General features: G+C 31.7%; 11 protein-coding genes and 1 pseudogene. 2 read left to right on the forward strand and 10 right to left on the reverse strand.

Annotation, left to right across the window (positions count from 1 at the left end; all coding sequences use genetic code 11):
* Nucleotides 1–316: 316 nt before the first annotated feature.
* The 3 genes and pseudogenes from M3600_RS26825 to M3600_RS26835 all read right to left on the reverse strand — a co-directional run.
* Complete coding sequence (locus tag M3600_RS26825; RefSeq protein ID WP_251648249.1) at nucleotides 317–535, reverse strand: hypothetical protein; 219 nt, start codon at nucleotides 533–535, stop codon at nucleotides 317–319.
* Between the two features lie 229 nt (nucleotides 536–764).
* Nucleotides 765–1,580: a hypothetical protein gene (locus M3600_RS26830; protein WP_251648251.1), complete on the reverse strand. Its 816-nt coding sequence runs from the start codon at nucleotides 1,578–1,580 to the stop codon at nucleotides 765–767.
* 227 nt (nucleotides 1,581–1,807) lie between these two features.
* Nucleotides 1,808–2,056, reverse strand: a pseudogene (locus M3600_RS26835) (DUF2716 domain-containing protein); the annotation flags it as partial.
* 80 nt (nucleotides 2,057–2,136) lie between these two features.
* Here M3600_RS26835 and M3600_RS26840 point away from each other — a divergent pair.
* Nucleotides 2,137–3,260, forward strand: a protein-coding gene (locus M3600_RS26840) for an IS3 family transposase (protein WP_251648253.1) whose coding sequence is annotated in 2 segments (ribosomal slippage) — nucleotides 2,137–2,383 and nucleotides 2,383–3,260 — 1,125 coding nt in all. Because the reading frame shifts where the segments join, the coding sequence is not laid out codon by codon here.
* Between the two features lie 341 nt (nucleotides 3,261–3,601).
* Here the strand turns inward: M3600_RS26840 and M3600_RS26845 are convergent.
* The 7 genes from M3600_RS26845 to M3600_RS26875 form a co-directional block, all read right to left on the reverse strand.
* On the reverse strand, nucleotides 3,602–4,930 hold the full coding sequence (locus tag M3600_RS26845) for a prolyl oligopeptidase family serine peptidase (protein WP_251648255.1): 1,329 nt from the start codon (nucleotides 4,928–4,930) through the stop codon (nucleotides 3,602–3,604).
* 186 nt (nucleotides 4,931–5,116) lie between these two features.
* Nucleotides 5,117–5,962, reverse strand: coding sequence for an AraC family transcriptional regulator (locus M3600_RS26850; protein ID WP_251648257.1), 846 nt, complete (start codon nucleotides 5,960–5,962; stop codon nucleotides 5,117–5,119).
* A 352-nt stretch (nucleotides 5,963–6,314) separates the two neighbouring features.
* Nucleotides 6,315–6,983: a MerR family transcriptional regulator gene (locus tag M3600_RS26855; protein WP_251648259.1), complete on the reverse strand. Its 669-nt coding sequence runs from the start codon at nucleotides 6,981–6,983 to the stop codon at nucleotides 6,315–6,317.
* 1,257 nt (nucleotides 6,984–8,240) lie between these two features.
* Nucleotides 8,241–8,687: a hypothetical protein gene (locus M3600_RS26860; protein ID WP_251648261.1), complete on the reverse strand. Its 447-nt coding sequence runs from the start codon at nucleotides 8,685–8,687 to the stop codon at nucleotides 8,241–8,243.
* Between the two features lie 6 nt (nucleotides 8,688–8,693).
* Nucleotides 8,694–9,836 (reverse strand): ParM/StbA family protein, encoded by a 1,143-nt coding sequence (locus M3600_RS26865; protein WP_251648263.1) that lies wholly within the window; start codon nucleotides 9,834–9,836, stop codon nucleotides 8,694–8,696.
* A 614-nt stretch (nucleotides 9,837–10,450) separates the two neighbouring features.
* Nucleotides 10,451–11,071, reverse strand: a complete 621-nt coding sequence (locus M3600_RS26870; RefSeq protein ID WP_251648265.1) for a hypothetical protein — start codon at nucleotides 11,069–11,071, stop codon at nucleotides 10,451–10,453.
* Entirely contained in the window at nucleotides 11,055–11,540 is a 486-nt protein-coding gene (locus M3600_RS26875; RefSeq protein ID WP_251648267.1) for a hypothetical protein, read from the reverse strand. The genes M3600_RS26870 and M3600_RS26875 overlap by 17 nt, the downstream gene beginning before the upstream one ends.
* Nucleotides 11,541–14,306: 2,766 nt before the next feature.
* Here M3600_RS26875 and M3600_RS26880 point away from each other — a divergent pair.
* Nucleotides 14,307–15,521, forward strand: a complete 1,215-nt coding sequence (locus M3600_RS26880) for a replication initiation protein (RefSeq protein ID WP_127742225.1) — start codon at nucleotides 14,307–14,309, stop codon at nucleotides 15,519–15,521.
* Nucleotides 15,522–16,317 lie beyond the last annotated feature (796 nt).

Genomic DNA, 16,317 nt, shown 5'->3' on the forward strand with positions numbered 1-16,317 from the left:
CTGTCTACGCTTAAAGACTAAAGTTACCCTCAGTCCTCCAAGACTCGCTACGAGCGAATGGCTAGTTCTTACTCGGCGGGAATCCCACCCGCTATATGATACGACCTAGGCTCGGCCGCACAACTGCCCTGTTTCTTTCACAAGTTTTTTTCATTTATTACAGATATGGTTATATAAAACCGGCTCACTATCTGTACATCGAATATGCTAATAATTACCAGAAGATAATAGTTAGTTAATCATATATAATACATAACGTATATAAGTTATATATGCATAAAATTGTCTCTACCCATTCAATTTTATTCAATTTTGCTTATATTCTATTCATCATAAAAGGAAAAGAGTAAATTTTTTTCTTTTGTGATGGATTATACACATTGTAGTATGTGACGGCTAAAAAGGTAACATCTAATTCTGCTAACCAATCAGCAGATGCTCCAAATTTAGAAAGCATCTCAATACGAAATCCCTTCTTTTTGACTTTCTTCACAAAATTCATTCCTAACCAAAACTCTTTAACCCTGTTATTCATTTTTGACTCTTATAGCCAACATGCAGAGTAATTAGTAATAAAACAAAAAACCCTTAACTACCTAATTTAACCTTTAGTTAAGGATTTTTCCAATTTATTACTTATACAAAATCCTTCTTTCACTAAACTGTCCCTTTAACGCCATAAGATCTAAGAAAAAACTTTCCTTTTTAAAGGAAAGCCCCCAAGGTTTAAGTACATTTCTTCACAAAGTGGTGAAAATACTTTTTCAATTTACTGATTCTATAGCATTAGGAAAAATTATCTTTAAAGCTTCTCTATTCAATCCATTTTTACCAGTCCAACAGCAAACTGGATATGTCCAATCATTTTTATAATGATTGGGCTCTTCCCTTTCAACAAATGGAATAAACTTATTAATAAAACCTGGATATTCTTTATTTGATAATATAGAACAATAACCTAATATTTGTAGTAATACCTCCCTTTCCTCTTTATTTGATTTAATAATTTTAGTAAGTGCTTTTTCCAAATCTCTTATTTTTCCTTCAGGAGGGAGTTCATTTATAGCAATTAATATCTTATTCAAGATTTCATAATCTTCTGAGGTAGGTACCAGTTTTTTTGAATTTGAGTATTGATTCAAATCAAAGGCTATATATAAAGGGTCTAAGTGACGTATTCCACCCCATTTAAATCTTTCAAAGTTAAGTATATTTAAATCTTGTCTTTCTTGGATTTTACTACTATATGATCCACAATAAATACAATAACTTTCCGCCCCTGTAAATGTGTGTTTTAATAGATGCTTACCGACTATGTAAGACCCTAAAGCGGATCGGAGGTCAAGTCTTCTTGTAGATAAACTTGCAATGAATTGTTCAATAATTTCCTTTAAATCTAATATATTTACTAATTCATTAACATTATGGATAATTTCATCATGGGATAGTTCTATTGGTTCGAACATAATCCTTGCTTCTTTGGCGTATTCTAATTCCTCTTTACTAAGGTGGGTATTTGTCCATCCAGTGGTAGACCAATAACGCTTAAAGAGTATTTTAACTGCTTTCTTATCAACCATATTTAAATTTAAACCCCTATCTTGTTTGATTAAGTAATTGAACTATATAAAAAAGACGATGAAGTTAATTATATCTGCATCAGTATATATAACAAAATCTACCTTTAACATATTGTCTTAAGGTGTATGTAATTGCTAATAAATATAATATTTCAATGCAAATTGTGAGGAATCCTTCTGCAACATAAAGAAAAAGCCTTCCCTTTTATTAAGGAAAGACAATTAAATTATCCCTGACGTAATATCTTTTGAAACATTCTCGGTTGATGTTTTTCAAAACCTTTTATCAATTCTTTTCCAAAAATAGTGATGGTTCTTTCCCAAGGGTGTCCCAATAATCCCCATTCAAAATTCTTATGAATAAAAAAGTAATAATCACCGTTTGGAAAGATGGGTACTGTCCATTCATCAAACTCACTTTTTGAAAACTCTAAACGAGGGTTTATCCAATAACCTGGATGCTGCCAATCTAACGCATTGAATCGGCTACACTAAGTTGGACAGAATTTATAAGGGCTAGTACACTAAACATACTAACCCAAAGGAGCTTGGTACAATGCCGCGCCAACGTAGAACTTTTACAGCTGAATTTAAACTTCAATTAGTAAAGCTATATGAAAATGGAAAGTCCCGTGCGGATATCTGCCGAGAGTATGAAATCACACCATCCGCATTAGATCGTTGGATTAAAAATCATCAAGAAACTGGATCCTTTTCTGCGAAAGATAATCGTACAGAGGAAGAGAACGAGTTAATGAGATTGCGCAAAGAAAACCAACGCTTAATGATGGAGAATGACATTTTAAAGCAAGCTGCGCTGATCATGGGACGAAAATAAATGTGATTCGAAATAACACACACAAATATTCAGTATCAGCAATGTGTAACGTCCTCCATATACCCAAAAGTAGTTACTACTATCAAGCCAATTTGCGCGAAAAAGAAGCCCATGAAAGAGAAGAAGTGGAGCTTTCCAGTGAAATTCAACGCATTTTTAAGGGAAGTAGATGTAACTATGGTACCCGCAAACTCAAAGTAGAGTTAAAGAAGCAAAACTGGATCGTTTCTCGTCGTCGAATCGGTCGGATTATGAAACAACTAGGCTTGGTATCGAATTATACGGTGGCACAATACAAGCCATATAAACAATCCAGTAATGAAGCTCCTACCCGAAACGAGTTACAACGTCAGTTTAACCAAGAAGAAGCATTAACAGTAGTTGTAAGTGATTTAACATACGTCCGTGTCGAGAAAAAATGGCATTACGTATGCTTATTTGTCGATCTTTTCAACCGAGAAATTATTGGCCATAGTGCTGGTCCAAATAAGACAGCTGACCTGGTATATAAAGCTTTGGCAAGCATTAAAGGTAACTTGCATAACATTCAAATGTTTCATACAGACCGAGGAAAAGAGTTTGATAATAAACTACTTTCCGAGGCTTTAGAAACATTTGGGATTCAAAGATCTTTGAGTACAAAGGGATGTCCATACGATAACGCCGTCGCCGAAGCCATGTTCAAAGTCTTCAAAACGGAATTCGCAAATGGAGCCCTTTTTACTTCTCTTGAACAGCTAAAACTGGAATTAAATGATTATGTTCATTGGTTTAACCATATTCGAATTCATGGAACACTCGGTTACTTAACGCCAGTAGAATTCAAGAGACAGGCCTTATAAAAGTTGTCCAGTTTGGTGTTGACATTCCAAACCATTCGATAGTTTAATTAGAATGCTAACTTTCTTTATATTTTCTATATAAAAGCAAGGGAAGTTATTTTTTAACGCTTAGAAAGCTGGAAGATACAAACCAAGAGATCCAGAGTTACACCAATTCTCACTTTAAATGAGACATGAATGCTTTAAACAAATTAGAAAACAGCAATAAGCAGTTCTTAAAAAGCCGGAAAGAAATATTACCTGATCTTATGGTTTTAAAACTTACATCCTTCTCAAGAATATTATTCATTTAGTAATTTAAAAATAGCCCCGGCTATTTTTTTAGCCAGAGCCTTTTCCTATTACTTATCCAATGATTGACCAGCTAACCATTGCATCAAGGTAGTAGTCTTACCATTAATATTCTTTGAAACCTCATTATTATACACATAGATCCAAGACCAGTGTCCATCGTATTCATATGGTGAACCATCTGTTTTTTTGTACAAGCCTGTAGTATCGACCACCTTATCAAACAGAGACATATGAACATCTTTTGCTCCTGCCTCAATTAGCCGGTTGTATGTTGGAATGACATACTCACTAACAGGCACAGTTGTATCAGATTTAGCTGATATGAACCAGATCGGAAGGTCTTTCATGCTCATAATTTCTTCATCCGTAATTAGAGTATCCTTTAAAGCCTCGCAAGTTGGAAATGCTGCTGCAAAGTATTCTGGATAGTCCCTGATCATCAACATGGTCATATAGCCTCCGTTTGAATCTCCACCAATAAGAATCCGATCTGTTTCAATGTCTTTATTCTTAGATACATAGTCTTTAATGAGTGACATAAGTGCATCTTCATATTTCGACGTTCCGTCGCCGAATCCTGTATTTCCGTCCATCCAGTAAGTCGGAGTCTGCGGTGCCAGTACATAAGCACCATTAAAATAGGATTGAATTTCTTCCGAAGCGAAGTTAACTGCCTTATTTCCAGAAATCGCAATTGTTGGATCTATGCCACCTTCACCCATGCCATGAAGCCAAATAATCAATGGGTTCTTTTGCTTGTCCTTTGCTGGTTTATAGTCTGCATAGGTTAATGTTATATCACCATAGGTTGCTTCTCCAGTTCCGAAGTCATCTACCAGTTCTCTTACTCCACCAGTAAATGTGTCAGCAACCAAGCCAGAAACATTGCCAGCTGGTGTAAGAATGTTTTTTTGCTGGGTAATAGTGTAATCGTTGTCAACCCAGTCATTTAAAGATGTGGTCATATTGTAGTTCATGGGTGAGCTCAAGGTAACAGTCGGTCCTACTTCCATTTCTAGCACAGCATATTTTCCTGTTTTAAGTGCTGGATTTCCATTTTTGTCTGCTACAAAAGCTTTAGTGACCTTTCGGTATCCTTCCTCTATAAAAGGATTTTGTAGCCGGCTATCACTCCTTTGCACATGTACATTGAATGTTTCTGTTGTTATAGAGTTTAATGGAACCGGCCTGCCCAAATCTACAATCACTTTCGTAATTGCTGGACCCCAGTCTTCAATTTTAGTAACTGTCTGATAGGATGCAGGCTTAGTTTTTACTTCCTTGGCTTGTACCCCTTCACTAAACGAAAGAGTTGTACCAGCAGCTATTGTACATAACAATGCCATTTTTGCATGTTTCTTAAATCCTTTTAACATGGTCTTTACCTCCTGAATTAGAAGAATATTCACCCTTTTTTAGAAGCGCTTACATTTATTCTGATAGAATGCTAATCTTAAATCATGTCATTTATTATCTTGTTTATGGTCAAATCCTGACATTTTTAAATAATTATAGTAGGTTATATTCTAGGTTTACTTTTTCCTTTAGATATTTTTATTCTCTTACCGATATTGAGAAGGACTAAGCCGATAAACGTTCTTGAAGACTCTATTATATGATTTCTCGTTCGGGAATCCATGATTAAGGGCAATCTTGATAATTGGATGATTGGTATTCATCAATTCAGGTAAAGATTTCTCCAGGCGTATTGCATTTATGTAATTCAGTAACGTTATTCCTGTGTGCTTCATAAAGAAACGTGAAAGATATTCCTGTGATAAATTAAATTGGTTCGATAGAACCTCTAGAAATAAATTTTGCTGATAGTTTTCTTTTATAAAACTGGTAATAAAGGTCAGCCGTTCTATATATTTCTGGGTTTGAATCTTGCTGCTATTCTTTTTCGGTATCTTAAAATGCTTTAACAAATGATAGGTTAGCTCATAAGTTAAACTTGTTACTTTTATACATGCTAAAGGGTTGTTTTCGGATTCAGTATAGGCATTGATAATACAATTCAAAATTTTTCGTAGCTCAGCAAACTCTCTCTTATTCTGGTTTTTTCCCTGTCCCATTGAAGTACAGTCAAACTCCACCTGGTCAATATCAGGATATACTGTTTTTAAAAATTCATGTGCAATAAAGAGCGTGACAGCTTTTCTGTTTTTTCCCCTGTTGACTGAAAAGGAATGGATGGCATTAGAGTTTATTACAACAATATCCCCTGCTCCAGATTCATACTCCCTTCCATCAATATAGATCTTGTCAATCTTCCCTGAAAGAACATAGGAAATTTCAACACTCTCATCCCAATGCCTTGGGATAAATATCTGATTATCTGAAGTATGAAAAATCATCTTTAAGGGCAATTTCTTATGGGGTTTGATTAACTCATAGCTATATTCCATTACTATGCCTCCAACTTATCTTCCTTCTTGTTTATTTAAATAAGGACAAAAAGGAACATTCAATTTAATCTTGTTAACACATATTAAAAAATCAATTTATATCGGAGCACGTAATTAGCCTTTGATTTCTTATTCCAGTCTTAATAATTCTTTCTATAATAAATGCCTTTTTACTATACTTCAAGCTTAATACTATTAAAGTTCATCCAGGATATTTTGTCAAAAGGTTTACCTCTCCTGCTTTCATTAAGACTTAAAAAAAAATCACCTGCAGTCAACCTCCCTTTCAAAAGTTTGACTACAGGTAACAGAAATTCAAAAATTAAATATTCTAAAGAATATTGGACTAAAATCAAATACCAAATTCCTTTTTTAACTTATTTTCATAGTTTTCATTAATATATCTTCTAATAAATTCATTCCTTTTTATTAAATCTTCTTCTTTTCTAAATATACCTACCTTTTTTAATCTCTCGCTGTCAGGTTTTGTAGTCCACAATTCGATTGCTTCATTTTCTAGTGCTGCTTCTACCCTTCTTCTTACTACCATTTCTTTAAATTTAGTTTCTTTTTGTTCTTCTGGAGATGGTAATTTTGGTATTTGCTCGATTATCAAATCATAATGGTTCTTTATCTCTTCAATTTGAGAAACAGCCACTTGATTGAATGTCTTTCTTAATTCTTCACTTAATTGTGCTTTTAGAGATTCAAAATCACCATCAAAAGAAGAAGGTCCTACATCGTTATTAGGAAATCCTCTTAGATTAAAATGATTGCCTAAATCATCATAAATTGCTGCCAATGACCACTTTTCTTCTCTGCGCTTTCTTATAAAGATAGCAATTTCAAGATCTAATTCATCATAAACTTTTTCCTTAGTATCTTCAGTACGGGCAACATAATGAATCCTTTTGCTCTCTAGTGCCTTAAACCAACCATCAATTGTATTGATATGGATTGTTTCGTTTCCAACCGATAACTTTATTTGTTCTGTAAAATCACTTATTTTCCAATAATTCATAGGTGCACCCCTCCTTGGTATTATTTATACTAGGTAACTTAATTTTCTGGTGAACTATTTTAGCCTACATGTAAGTTACTCTCCACATGTAATCCCTATTTAAACTATATCAAATAGTTTAGTCTGCAGTCATTAATAAAAACAACTATGAAACAATTTTGGTCAATCCATACATGTTGGCTACAAAAGTAATTTGTAATGCCAATATAGATTACATATATTAAACAACTTACCTCTAATTTCTTAAATACGTCCAATCTAATAAACTTTTACTTTCCAAAGTTCTTAAAATAACTATCTATTGTATTTATATGGTTTGTATCGATTTTAACCAATAACTTAATTTGCTCTGTTAAACGATTATCTACCATAACACAAATATTCGCCCCTTATGATATTATGTAAACTAGATATTTTATTATCTAGTGGGCTTTTTAATCTACATGTACTCTATACAACACAAATAGACCACATTCCGAATAAATTAAACTATTTAATTGATAGTTAGCAACTCAAAAACTTCAAAATAATCTAAGTTTGATTAATACATATTGACCACAAATGATACTCGATATAATTATAGATTACATATACTTAACAATTTCTTCTATAACATTTTTTTGCACAGGCAACCTAATAATTTATTTTGTACAAAGATAGCTTCAAAACACCAATCCATTCGTAACCTGGATTGGTTTATTTCCATCTAATAATATTATCGGCTATTAAAATACTCTCATTTCCCAACAATCCAAAGACCCACTCCGCTTTGTTATTATGTAAACTAAGAAGCCTGATCACTTGTGGCCTTTTTAAATCCACAAGTGATCCACTTTGCACATATGAACCACATTTTAATCTAAATAAAAAACTAAAAAAAACATCACTAATATAAACAAATAAATAGTAACTATAGATGATACTTCACATGTTTACCACAAATATCATGTAATATAACTATAGATCACATGTATCAAACACCCCGTATATTTTTGTACGCTATTTGTGGTCAACTAAACGCATGCAGTCTATTCTTAATAGACTGTAGTACACCAATGCTCTGCATTTAATACATATGTAGTCAGATAGTTATAGAATAGTTGTACACCACATAAAACATATACTCCACATTTATATAAAAAGATTATATGTATGTAAGGTATATATGGACTATTTACACTTATTTTACTAGATTACTACATTATTTCACAATGAAAATTTCAACTACAAAAAATTCCCCATCTTTAAAATAGGGAATTAATCATCGTCATCATCATCAAAATCCAAGAAGTTTTTCTGAATAAAGCTACTTGTAGTTGAATTCACTTTAAACGTGTTTTTTTGTTCTTGAACCTTTTCGGTAGGTTTTTCTTTAGCTTGCGGAATATCTTCACCTAATGGAAAAGGGGATCCTGGCTTATTTACTACATGATATATTAATTGACTCAAGAGAGATTTTGTATAACTTGAATTCAACCAATTTATTTGATCTATAGTTAAATCAGGAGGAAGGGGAATGTCTACTGTTTTTTCTCCACTTTCCTCCAAGGATTCCTCTATGGCCTTTACAAAGAGGGGGGCAATTTCTCTGCTAAAATTTCTTCCTAACATATTTTTGCGTTTGTTTAAATGCTCAATGACTGACTTTGGTGTGTTTTGTGGTAGACGAAAAGATATTGTTTTACCAGTTTCATAAAAATCCACCGTTTATCACTCACTTGTCGCAGCTGCTTCGTCAACAGATATACCTTTGCTGTCTGCGTACATCATTAATATCTTAAAGTAAGCTCTAGCAATCATCCAAACACTTTCATCAGCAGATACAAAGCGAAGTGGATAATTTTTATCAGATTGATTTATATCTGTTAAATACGGTTTTAATACCACTGAACCTCCACCAATTTGATAAGCTAGACGAATGTCTGGAACATTTCTCCACAATTCTTTAATTAATTTGTATTCTTCTTTTGCCAAAATGGATAATTCATCATCTACAATTGTCTTTATTGATACTCTATTTCCATCTACCCAAATGTGATATTGCTCTTCAGGGTCTTCATTAGTAATTATCTCAACTAATGAACGGCGACTTTTAATAGTGTATTTATGAGCTGAATAAACTCTTCTAATTATATTATCGAGGTATGTAGAAACTCCCTTTTTAATACCATCACTATATTCGTTATCAACTTCAGCATCTTTTGTAATAATTGCTGAATCAGTTGATAAACCACCAATATCATTAATCAATATAGTTTTACCTAGTAGCTCCTCGTTTTTCATAGAACCATTATCATTTGTAGTTAAATCTACATATGCTGCAAAACCTTCAGTATTTACTAATACTTGTTCAAATTTAATGAGTACTGTTTTATTTTCGAAGTTTGGTGTTTTTAAAAACTTAACTTCATGCTGCGCTGTTTTAAGTTTCTTTCTAAAATCCTTTGCTTTACCTTTTTTAGTTTCGTCTAATGGTAACCCAGTTGAAAGGTAGTATGTAGCCTCAATGACACCTTCCTCTTCTTTAAAATTAGAGATAGCATCATAAGCCAGTGTGGTTAATAAAAGTATAATAGGTTGATCACTTTCCGATTTATCTTGCTCAGGAGTTAGTTCATCATTATTTGGAAATTTCGAAGCTAATTTTCCTACAGCAAATGAACCATTCTTTTGTTTTAATGCTGAGGAAGTAATTTCAACATGAAGAGCATTTAGTATATCCTTCTCCATTTCTACTATTTCACGGTCTTTCAAATCTGCAATTACGTTTGGTATGTATATTTTGTTCTCTATATTTCCTAAATAACCTTTTACTGAATCGTTTCCAATATCAATTGAAACAAACCTTGTCATTATATGCCCTCCTATTTTAGCAAAAATTAAATGCTTGATTTAATTGTATGCAAATCGCATACTCCTGTCAAAGTTTTTTTGTTAAACGCATACACTTTGCATACAAGCACGCATGCATTTCGCATACAAAACATATGCATTTTTATTATATTGCATACAAAAAGCATACAATATAATAAAAAAGCTTTTTTTGCATTTGATATCACCACATATTCTCTAATGTTTGATTACAAGTAGCTTATATATAGCCATAATGTGTATATTAATTTCCATTATAGTAAGATATGGGGTAAATTTTTTCAATATAGAGTATAATTCATGAACACTAGGCCTTTTAATAAGAAGTTAGGGGGAACTAGGCTAAAACATATATTGATTAACTGTGGATACATTTTATCAATTTGATTCTCTAAATCTTCATACTCTTGAACCATCATAAAATAATTATACCTTTATTATATAGAGAGAAGTTATAACCAGCTTAAACTCAATGACTCTACTAAACGTTTTAGGTCTTATAGATTTTTAAGTACTAAGTCCTAACTCTGATTAAAGAAACAAATAATAAAATAGTGGAAGGGGAACAACATTTCCAGAATTGTTACTTTGAAAACCTATTTTATACTTATTTTTTTTAATATTGTTTGCTGTACAGCAATTGAGTTCCCATGAGCCTGAACGTTTTTTATAAAATCCAAATAAATGATAGCAATTAACTGTTCTAACGTCACGCTTGTCCCATTTAAGAAAGGGGAAAGGTCATATAAAAGAATTTCTCCCCTCAATATTATTTTTTCTGCAGTTCGAATATCTAGATAAGCAAATTTTTCTTCATCTTCTTCGTCTTCCTCGAATTCCTCCATATGTTCATATTGAAAAGAGTAATGGCTTACTTGTTTAAATACTCGTTGCTCAACAAGTTTGGTAGGGAAGTATTTCTCCATACTTTGTTTTAGATATACAGCGACATCTTCATTCTTAACACCTCTTTTTATTTGTTGTAAAAAATCCATATATAACATATGAATTAAATCGCCTATGTCAAAAGAATATGACATGTCTTCTGGGTAATTGTCACGAAGATCTTGGATAAACACTTGGCCCCTTAAATAGTCATAATAGGGGAGTTTCACATTAATATATTTTTTCGAGGAAAAAAAACTTTGAAATAATCCTTTATAAGAATTAGACATTTTTTCGTTTAAAAGACTAAGCCCGCTAAATGATTTGTTCAATATTTCCGCCTCCCTCTAACCATTTTAAAACCGATATTATGATCATATATACCGTTTTGCGTTCAGATAAGCCTTTTTGGATAGCTAAACCAAAAGGACCACCAATTTCACGCTCAAATATATTTTCTACAAGATTAGTATGCATATATTGTTTAGAATCCTGGTAAGGCCAATCCCAGATAAGTATATGCCGATTATTTAGGCCATATTGTAGTAATAATGTGTTTAACTTAGTTTGCTGAATTGGATCCAAGCCTTTGTTCTTTTGAGCTCGCTGAACTTGTTTACATAGAGACTGTAATTTCATCTTTTCAATTGTTGTAACGGGGAATTTCAACTTATGTGTTTTATCGATACGTGTTTTCCTTGCCCTCTTTGTCTTATCAACACGGTTGTCTGTAATTAATTGGGGTTTCTGTTTCTCATTTATTAATCTTTGTTCTTTAAATAAAGGATTAATATACTCCATCTTATCTTCTCCTTTTCTAAAAGAGGGGATTAAACCTACACCACTTTTCCACTTTTCCACTTTAATAGATATATAGACAAGTAAGAAGGGGATTAGAACTATTTTTTCAACTAGTCTTGTATATTTCTTACTAATTTAGGTGAAACTTAATCTATAGACTTATTGGAGGTGTTTAAATTGAAGACTAAAAACAAAAAGCAAGATCCTGCAATAAAAAAATTCGTCAAAAGGTTATCGCAACAAAAAAAGGAAGATTTCAAATTGATTAGGGTGAAAATAAAATAAAGACATAGATAATAATCTTCAAGTATATTAGTTATTATCATAATAATTCGTAGAAAACATAGCCCCTTTTTTAAAGGAAGGGGATGGTGTTAATAGAGAGAAATCGATTCTTATAATTTAAGCAGATTGGTAATAAAATTGATTACACTATGATTTCAAGTCGAATGTACAGGGCTGGTGAAAGTCGTAGGATGAGTTATTTAGAATTCAGAAGTACACTCTTTTCTTGGAAATCAAAAATATGTTGTGCAATGACAATACGACAATCTAAATTTCTACATGGCATCCATCTATTACTTTGTTAGATAATATTAGAGATGTACAAACAGACTTCAGCTGGGTGTGATTAACTGAATTTGAAATTTCGCTGAGTTCGCTTCTTAATAAATTTTCCCAAGTCAGGCCGGGCAGACATAGTGGACAGTAAGTCATGTAAAAATTACTTCCAAAAAGTATGAAATACTTTGATTTTGAAACACAGTTTATAGATTTATATATTGGTCCAACTGCTAATGAACTAGGATCTACTTGTTTGGTAATCGATAGAGGAAATGCAGCAGTTTAGTCCTCGTATTAAAGTTTGTTTTACAAAGTGCATGTATATATTACAAATATTTTCTTGTCGAAATAAAACAATTTGGTATCAGATTTGTATCCTTATTTTGAAATGCGATAGCTGAAAATCAAAAGGAAAAAAACATGAGTACATAAAATAATGCGGAAAACTAAAAATGAAAAAAATCCCAAATAATATGATGGAAAAAAGTAGTTTTGAATATAGAACCAATTTAATAAGATTTTGGAAATCATTCAGAATAACCATTTTTAATTAACTTCAAGAAAAGTTGTATGTTTACTGGTAGATATTTTTTAAAACGAAAGAATAATATGTAATTATCATGTATAGAATAATAAGAATCAGGTAATAGGGCATAATGTGTTTTAATATGGCAATTTTGTTTAAGCACTATAAAGTAAATTATTATTACAAATATATAGTAACTTTCTGATGATTATACTAAGTCAAAAATATTAGTAGGAAAACGGCAGAGAAAATTAAAATAATTAATACAAACAACTTACCTTTTTATTGTTGTTTTAATGTTTTAATATATTGTTTTATATTTTTTTATTGTTTTAATTGTTTTATGATGTCGAAAAGCATAGAATTACCAAGGCTTCATGGCGTTAAAGTATCACTAATTTAGCGTAAACCATCACCAATATAGCGTAAGGTATCACTAATTTAGCGTAAACCATCACCGATATGGCGTCAAAGTATCACTAATTTAGCGTAAACCATCACCAATATAGCGTCAAAGTATCACTAATTTAGCGTAAACCATCACCGATATAGCGCCAAAGTATCACTAATTTAGCGTAAACCATCACCAATATAGCGTTAAAGTATCACTAATTTAACGTAAACCATCACCGATATAGCGTTAAAGTATCACTAATTTAGCGTAAACCATCACCGATATAGCGTTAAAGTATCACTAATTTAGCGTAAACCATCACCAATATAGCGTCAAAGTATCACTAATTTAGCGTGAACCATTACCAATATGGCGTTAAAGTATCGCCAATTTAGCGTGAATCATTACCAGTATGGCGCCAAATATCACTAATTTAGCGTGAGCTATCATTAATATGGTATTAAAGTATCACTAATTTAGCGTGAGTCATACTCAAAGGCGTTATATTATCAATAATTTTGTTTGAGCTATCCCAAAGGGCGTTAAAGTATCACTAATTTTGTGTTCAAACACCGATATGGGGTTATTACTATCACTAATTTAGCGTAGACATTAAAAAATACCTTTGAAGTATCACTAATCTTGCGAGTATCCATACATAATTAATGAAAAATCACTAATTTATTTACAAAACTTCACGAAGTTAAGATTATTTCTCTTAAAGGGATTTATGAAGGTTAGTTGTTTACAAATTACTAGAAAAAGGTGATAAAAGAATTATTAACTATCACTTATTTTGTGAAAAATGTCGAATTTGGCAAGGAAATTAAAAGAAAAGAACAGGAAATGATAAATAAATATAGAAATATGTCTAAAGAAATCAAATAAATTTAAAGGCTTATGAAATAAAAGGAACTTATTCTTGAAGTGTTTGATTTTTATTAATTTGAATATACCGGGAACTATCACTAAATTGGCGTTAGTTTTATGATGAAGTATCACTAATTTTGCGTATAAAGAAATAAAAATCAGGTTTTAACATATATTAATGAAAATTGTTCTTAACCATCACTAATTTAGCGATAAATGTACCGAATATATTTGGGATACGCAAAATTGGTGACAGTTTAAGGTTTAAAAATACACTTTTATAATTTTCTGTGCAAAATTAGTGATATTATTAAGAATACCTGAGATTTGTAGATGCTTTTATTTACAATACTATCACCCTATGTTATTTTTAGTGATAGTATACATATAGAATTTGGAGGATCGTATTCGTATGGATAATTCAATAATTGAGATGGGAAATGAACTCGATAGTATCAATACGAAAAACTGGGTAACCAAATCGAATGAGTTAATTGAAAGTACATATAAATTATCTTTGCAAGAACAACGCATTCTTTTAGTTATGGCTTCTAAAGTGCAACCTAGTGATGAAACGTTAAAAACCTATCGGTTTAGAGCAAGAGATTTTATAGAGATTATAGGAAACTCAAAAAAAACAGGTTTTTATTCTTATCTTAGAGAGATTGTAAACGGACTTCAAACTAAGGTCCTGACTATAAAAAAAGATGGTAAACAAAGAAACTATAGCTGGGTAATTACATCTATATATGAGGATAATGAAGGATATATTACACTTCAATTCCATCCGGAGTTAAAGGGCTTTTTTTTAGAATTAAAAGACAAGTTTACCTCTTATCAACTAGAAAATGTTGTTCGTCTAAATTCCGTTTATTCTATAAGGATTTATGAACTTCTTAAACAATATGAGCGAATTAGAAAAAGAAAACTAACGTTAATGGAATTGCGGACGTTTTTAGGTATAGAACCTACTAAGTATAAGCAATATGGACATTTAAAGAGTAAGGTTTTATTAGTGGCTCAAAAGGAGGTTAATAATAATACCGATATTAATTTTGAGTTTAATGAGATTAAAACCGGGCGAAAAGTAACCAGTATTGAATTTATCATTAGAAGTAATATCCATCATATAGAGGAAGCAGTTCCTGATGACGTTGACTTGGAAGAGGAAGAACAATTACTATTATTTGATGATTTGCAGACACAGTTATCTAATTTAGGAGTAACAGTTGAGAAGATAAATTGGTTAATTAGTGAATTTCCAGAAGATCAAATTAGAAGAAATATTGATTATGTCCAAGCTCGAAAGGGAATTAGTAGAAAAGCTGGTTACACTGTAAAGGCAATTCAATTAGATTATGCTCTGTCCACTGAAAAGGAATGTTCAGATAAAATTTTACTTGATCCTGTAGAAGAAGCAGTGCGTCAATTTATAAACGAAAATGTACCTAAGAAGAAAGTAAAACGAGTTGAGCATTTGCCAATATATATGTTAAGACAGCCTGCTATTAATTTCTTCAGTAAATATGTTTCCGAAGAAGAAGCAACAATGATTTGGGAGTTGCGACAAGAAGAGATTTATAATGAAATTAGTAAAAAAAGTAAAAATATGATGAGTAATAAATAATCATATTAACAATATCTGTTGAAAAACACCATGCTAATTCTATAAGCAGGGTGTTTTTTTATGTCATTTGTTTTTTGCAAAAATAAAATACATAAGTTTGCAAGTTTATAATACAGACTATTGCAATGAAAAGTGCAAAGCTATAAAGGATTTGACATGGAGCCTCTAGGGCCAAGTCCAAGAGCCTCAAAAGCCAGATATAACAAGTATCTGGATCTGCCAAGATAGGCTATAACACAAGCGCCTCTCCATGTGAAATCGTGGGTAAATCACTGTGTATTTTTGCTTGCAACTTTCTGTAATGATTCTTTGCTACACTTTACACTATAATTTTGCATTAAACATTTTTTCAGAGAATAATATACATTTTTTTTTGTAAGGTATGTTCATACTACTTTATATTTACAATTATTATAAAGATGAGGAGGTATGTTAAGGTTTTTATTAATTTAAAAAAAAGTAATTCTACGCATTCAATTTTCTTATTATTCAAATAAATATCAATTAGGGAAGAATACATCATTTTGACAACATAAGATAAAAATAATATAAATATTCTATGTTCTGGTAAATACTTTTACAATCCAGGAAATAAAGATAAATAAATAGTGAAATATTGGGGATTAAACATGAAATTATCAAAAAGGAAATATAAGCTATATATAACTTTGTCAAGGCCGATTAAAACTTCCTCAAAATCGCCGGTTTAAAATTCCCCAGAAGGACCTTTCAGTCCTTCTGTTTTTGCGTACTCAAATGCTTCTCTTTTAGTCTGTAACTATCACCTTTCAAGTTA

Source organism: Niallia sp. MER 6 (genome assembly GCF_023714395.1).
Taxonomy (GTDB): domain Bacteria; phylum Bacillota; class Bacilli; order Bacillales; family Cytobacillaceae; genus Niallia.

Excerpts from the sequence above, each read along its gene's own strand:
- M3600_RS26825 (WP_251648249.1), bottom strand. The coding sequence starts at position 535 with ATGAATAACAGGGTTAAAGAGTTTTGGTTAGGAATGAATTTTGTGAAG.
- M3600_RS26830 (WP_251648251.1), bottom strand. The coding sequence starts at position 1,580 with ATGGTTGATAAGAAAGCAGTTAAAATACTCTTTAAGCGTTATTGGTCT.
- M3600_RS26845 (WP_251648255.1), bottom strand. The coding sequence starts at position 4,930 with ATGTTAAAAGGATTTAAGAAACATGCAAAAATGGCATTGTTATGTACA.
- M3600_RS26850 (WP_251648257.1), bottom strand. The coding sequence starts at position 5,962 with ATGGAATATAGCTATGAGTTAATCAAACCCCATAAGAAATTGCCCTTA.
- M3600_RS26855 (WP_251648259.1), bottom strand. The coding sequence starts at position 6,983 with ATGAATTATTGGAAAATAAGTGATTTTACAGAACAAATAAAGTTATCG.
- M3600_RS26865 (WP_251648263.1), bottom strand. The coding sequence starts at position 9,836 with ATGACAAGGTTTGTTTCAATTGATATTGGAAACGATTCAGTAAAAGGT.
- M3600_RS26875 (WP_251648267.1), bottom strand. The coding sequence starts at position 11,540 with ATGGAGTATATTAATCCTTTATTTAAAGAACAAAGATTAATAAATGAG.
- M3600_RS26880 (WP_127742225.1), top strand. The coding sequence starts at position 14,307 with ATGGATAATTCAATAATTGAGATGGGAAATGAACTCGATAGTATCAAT.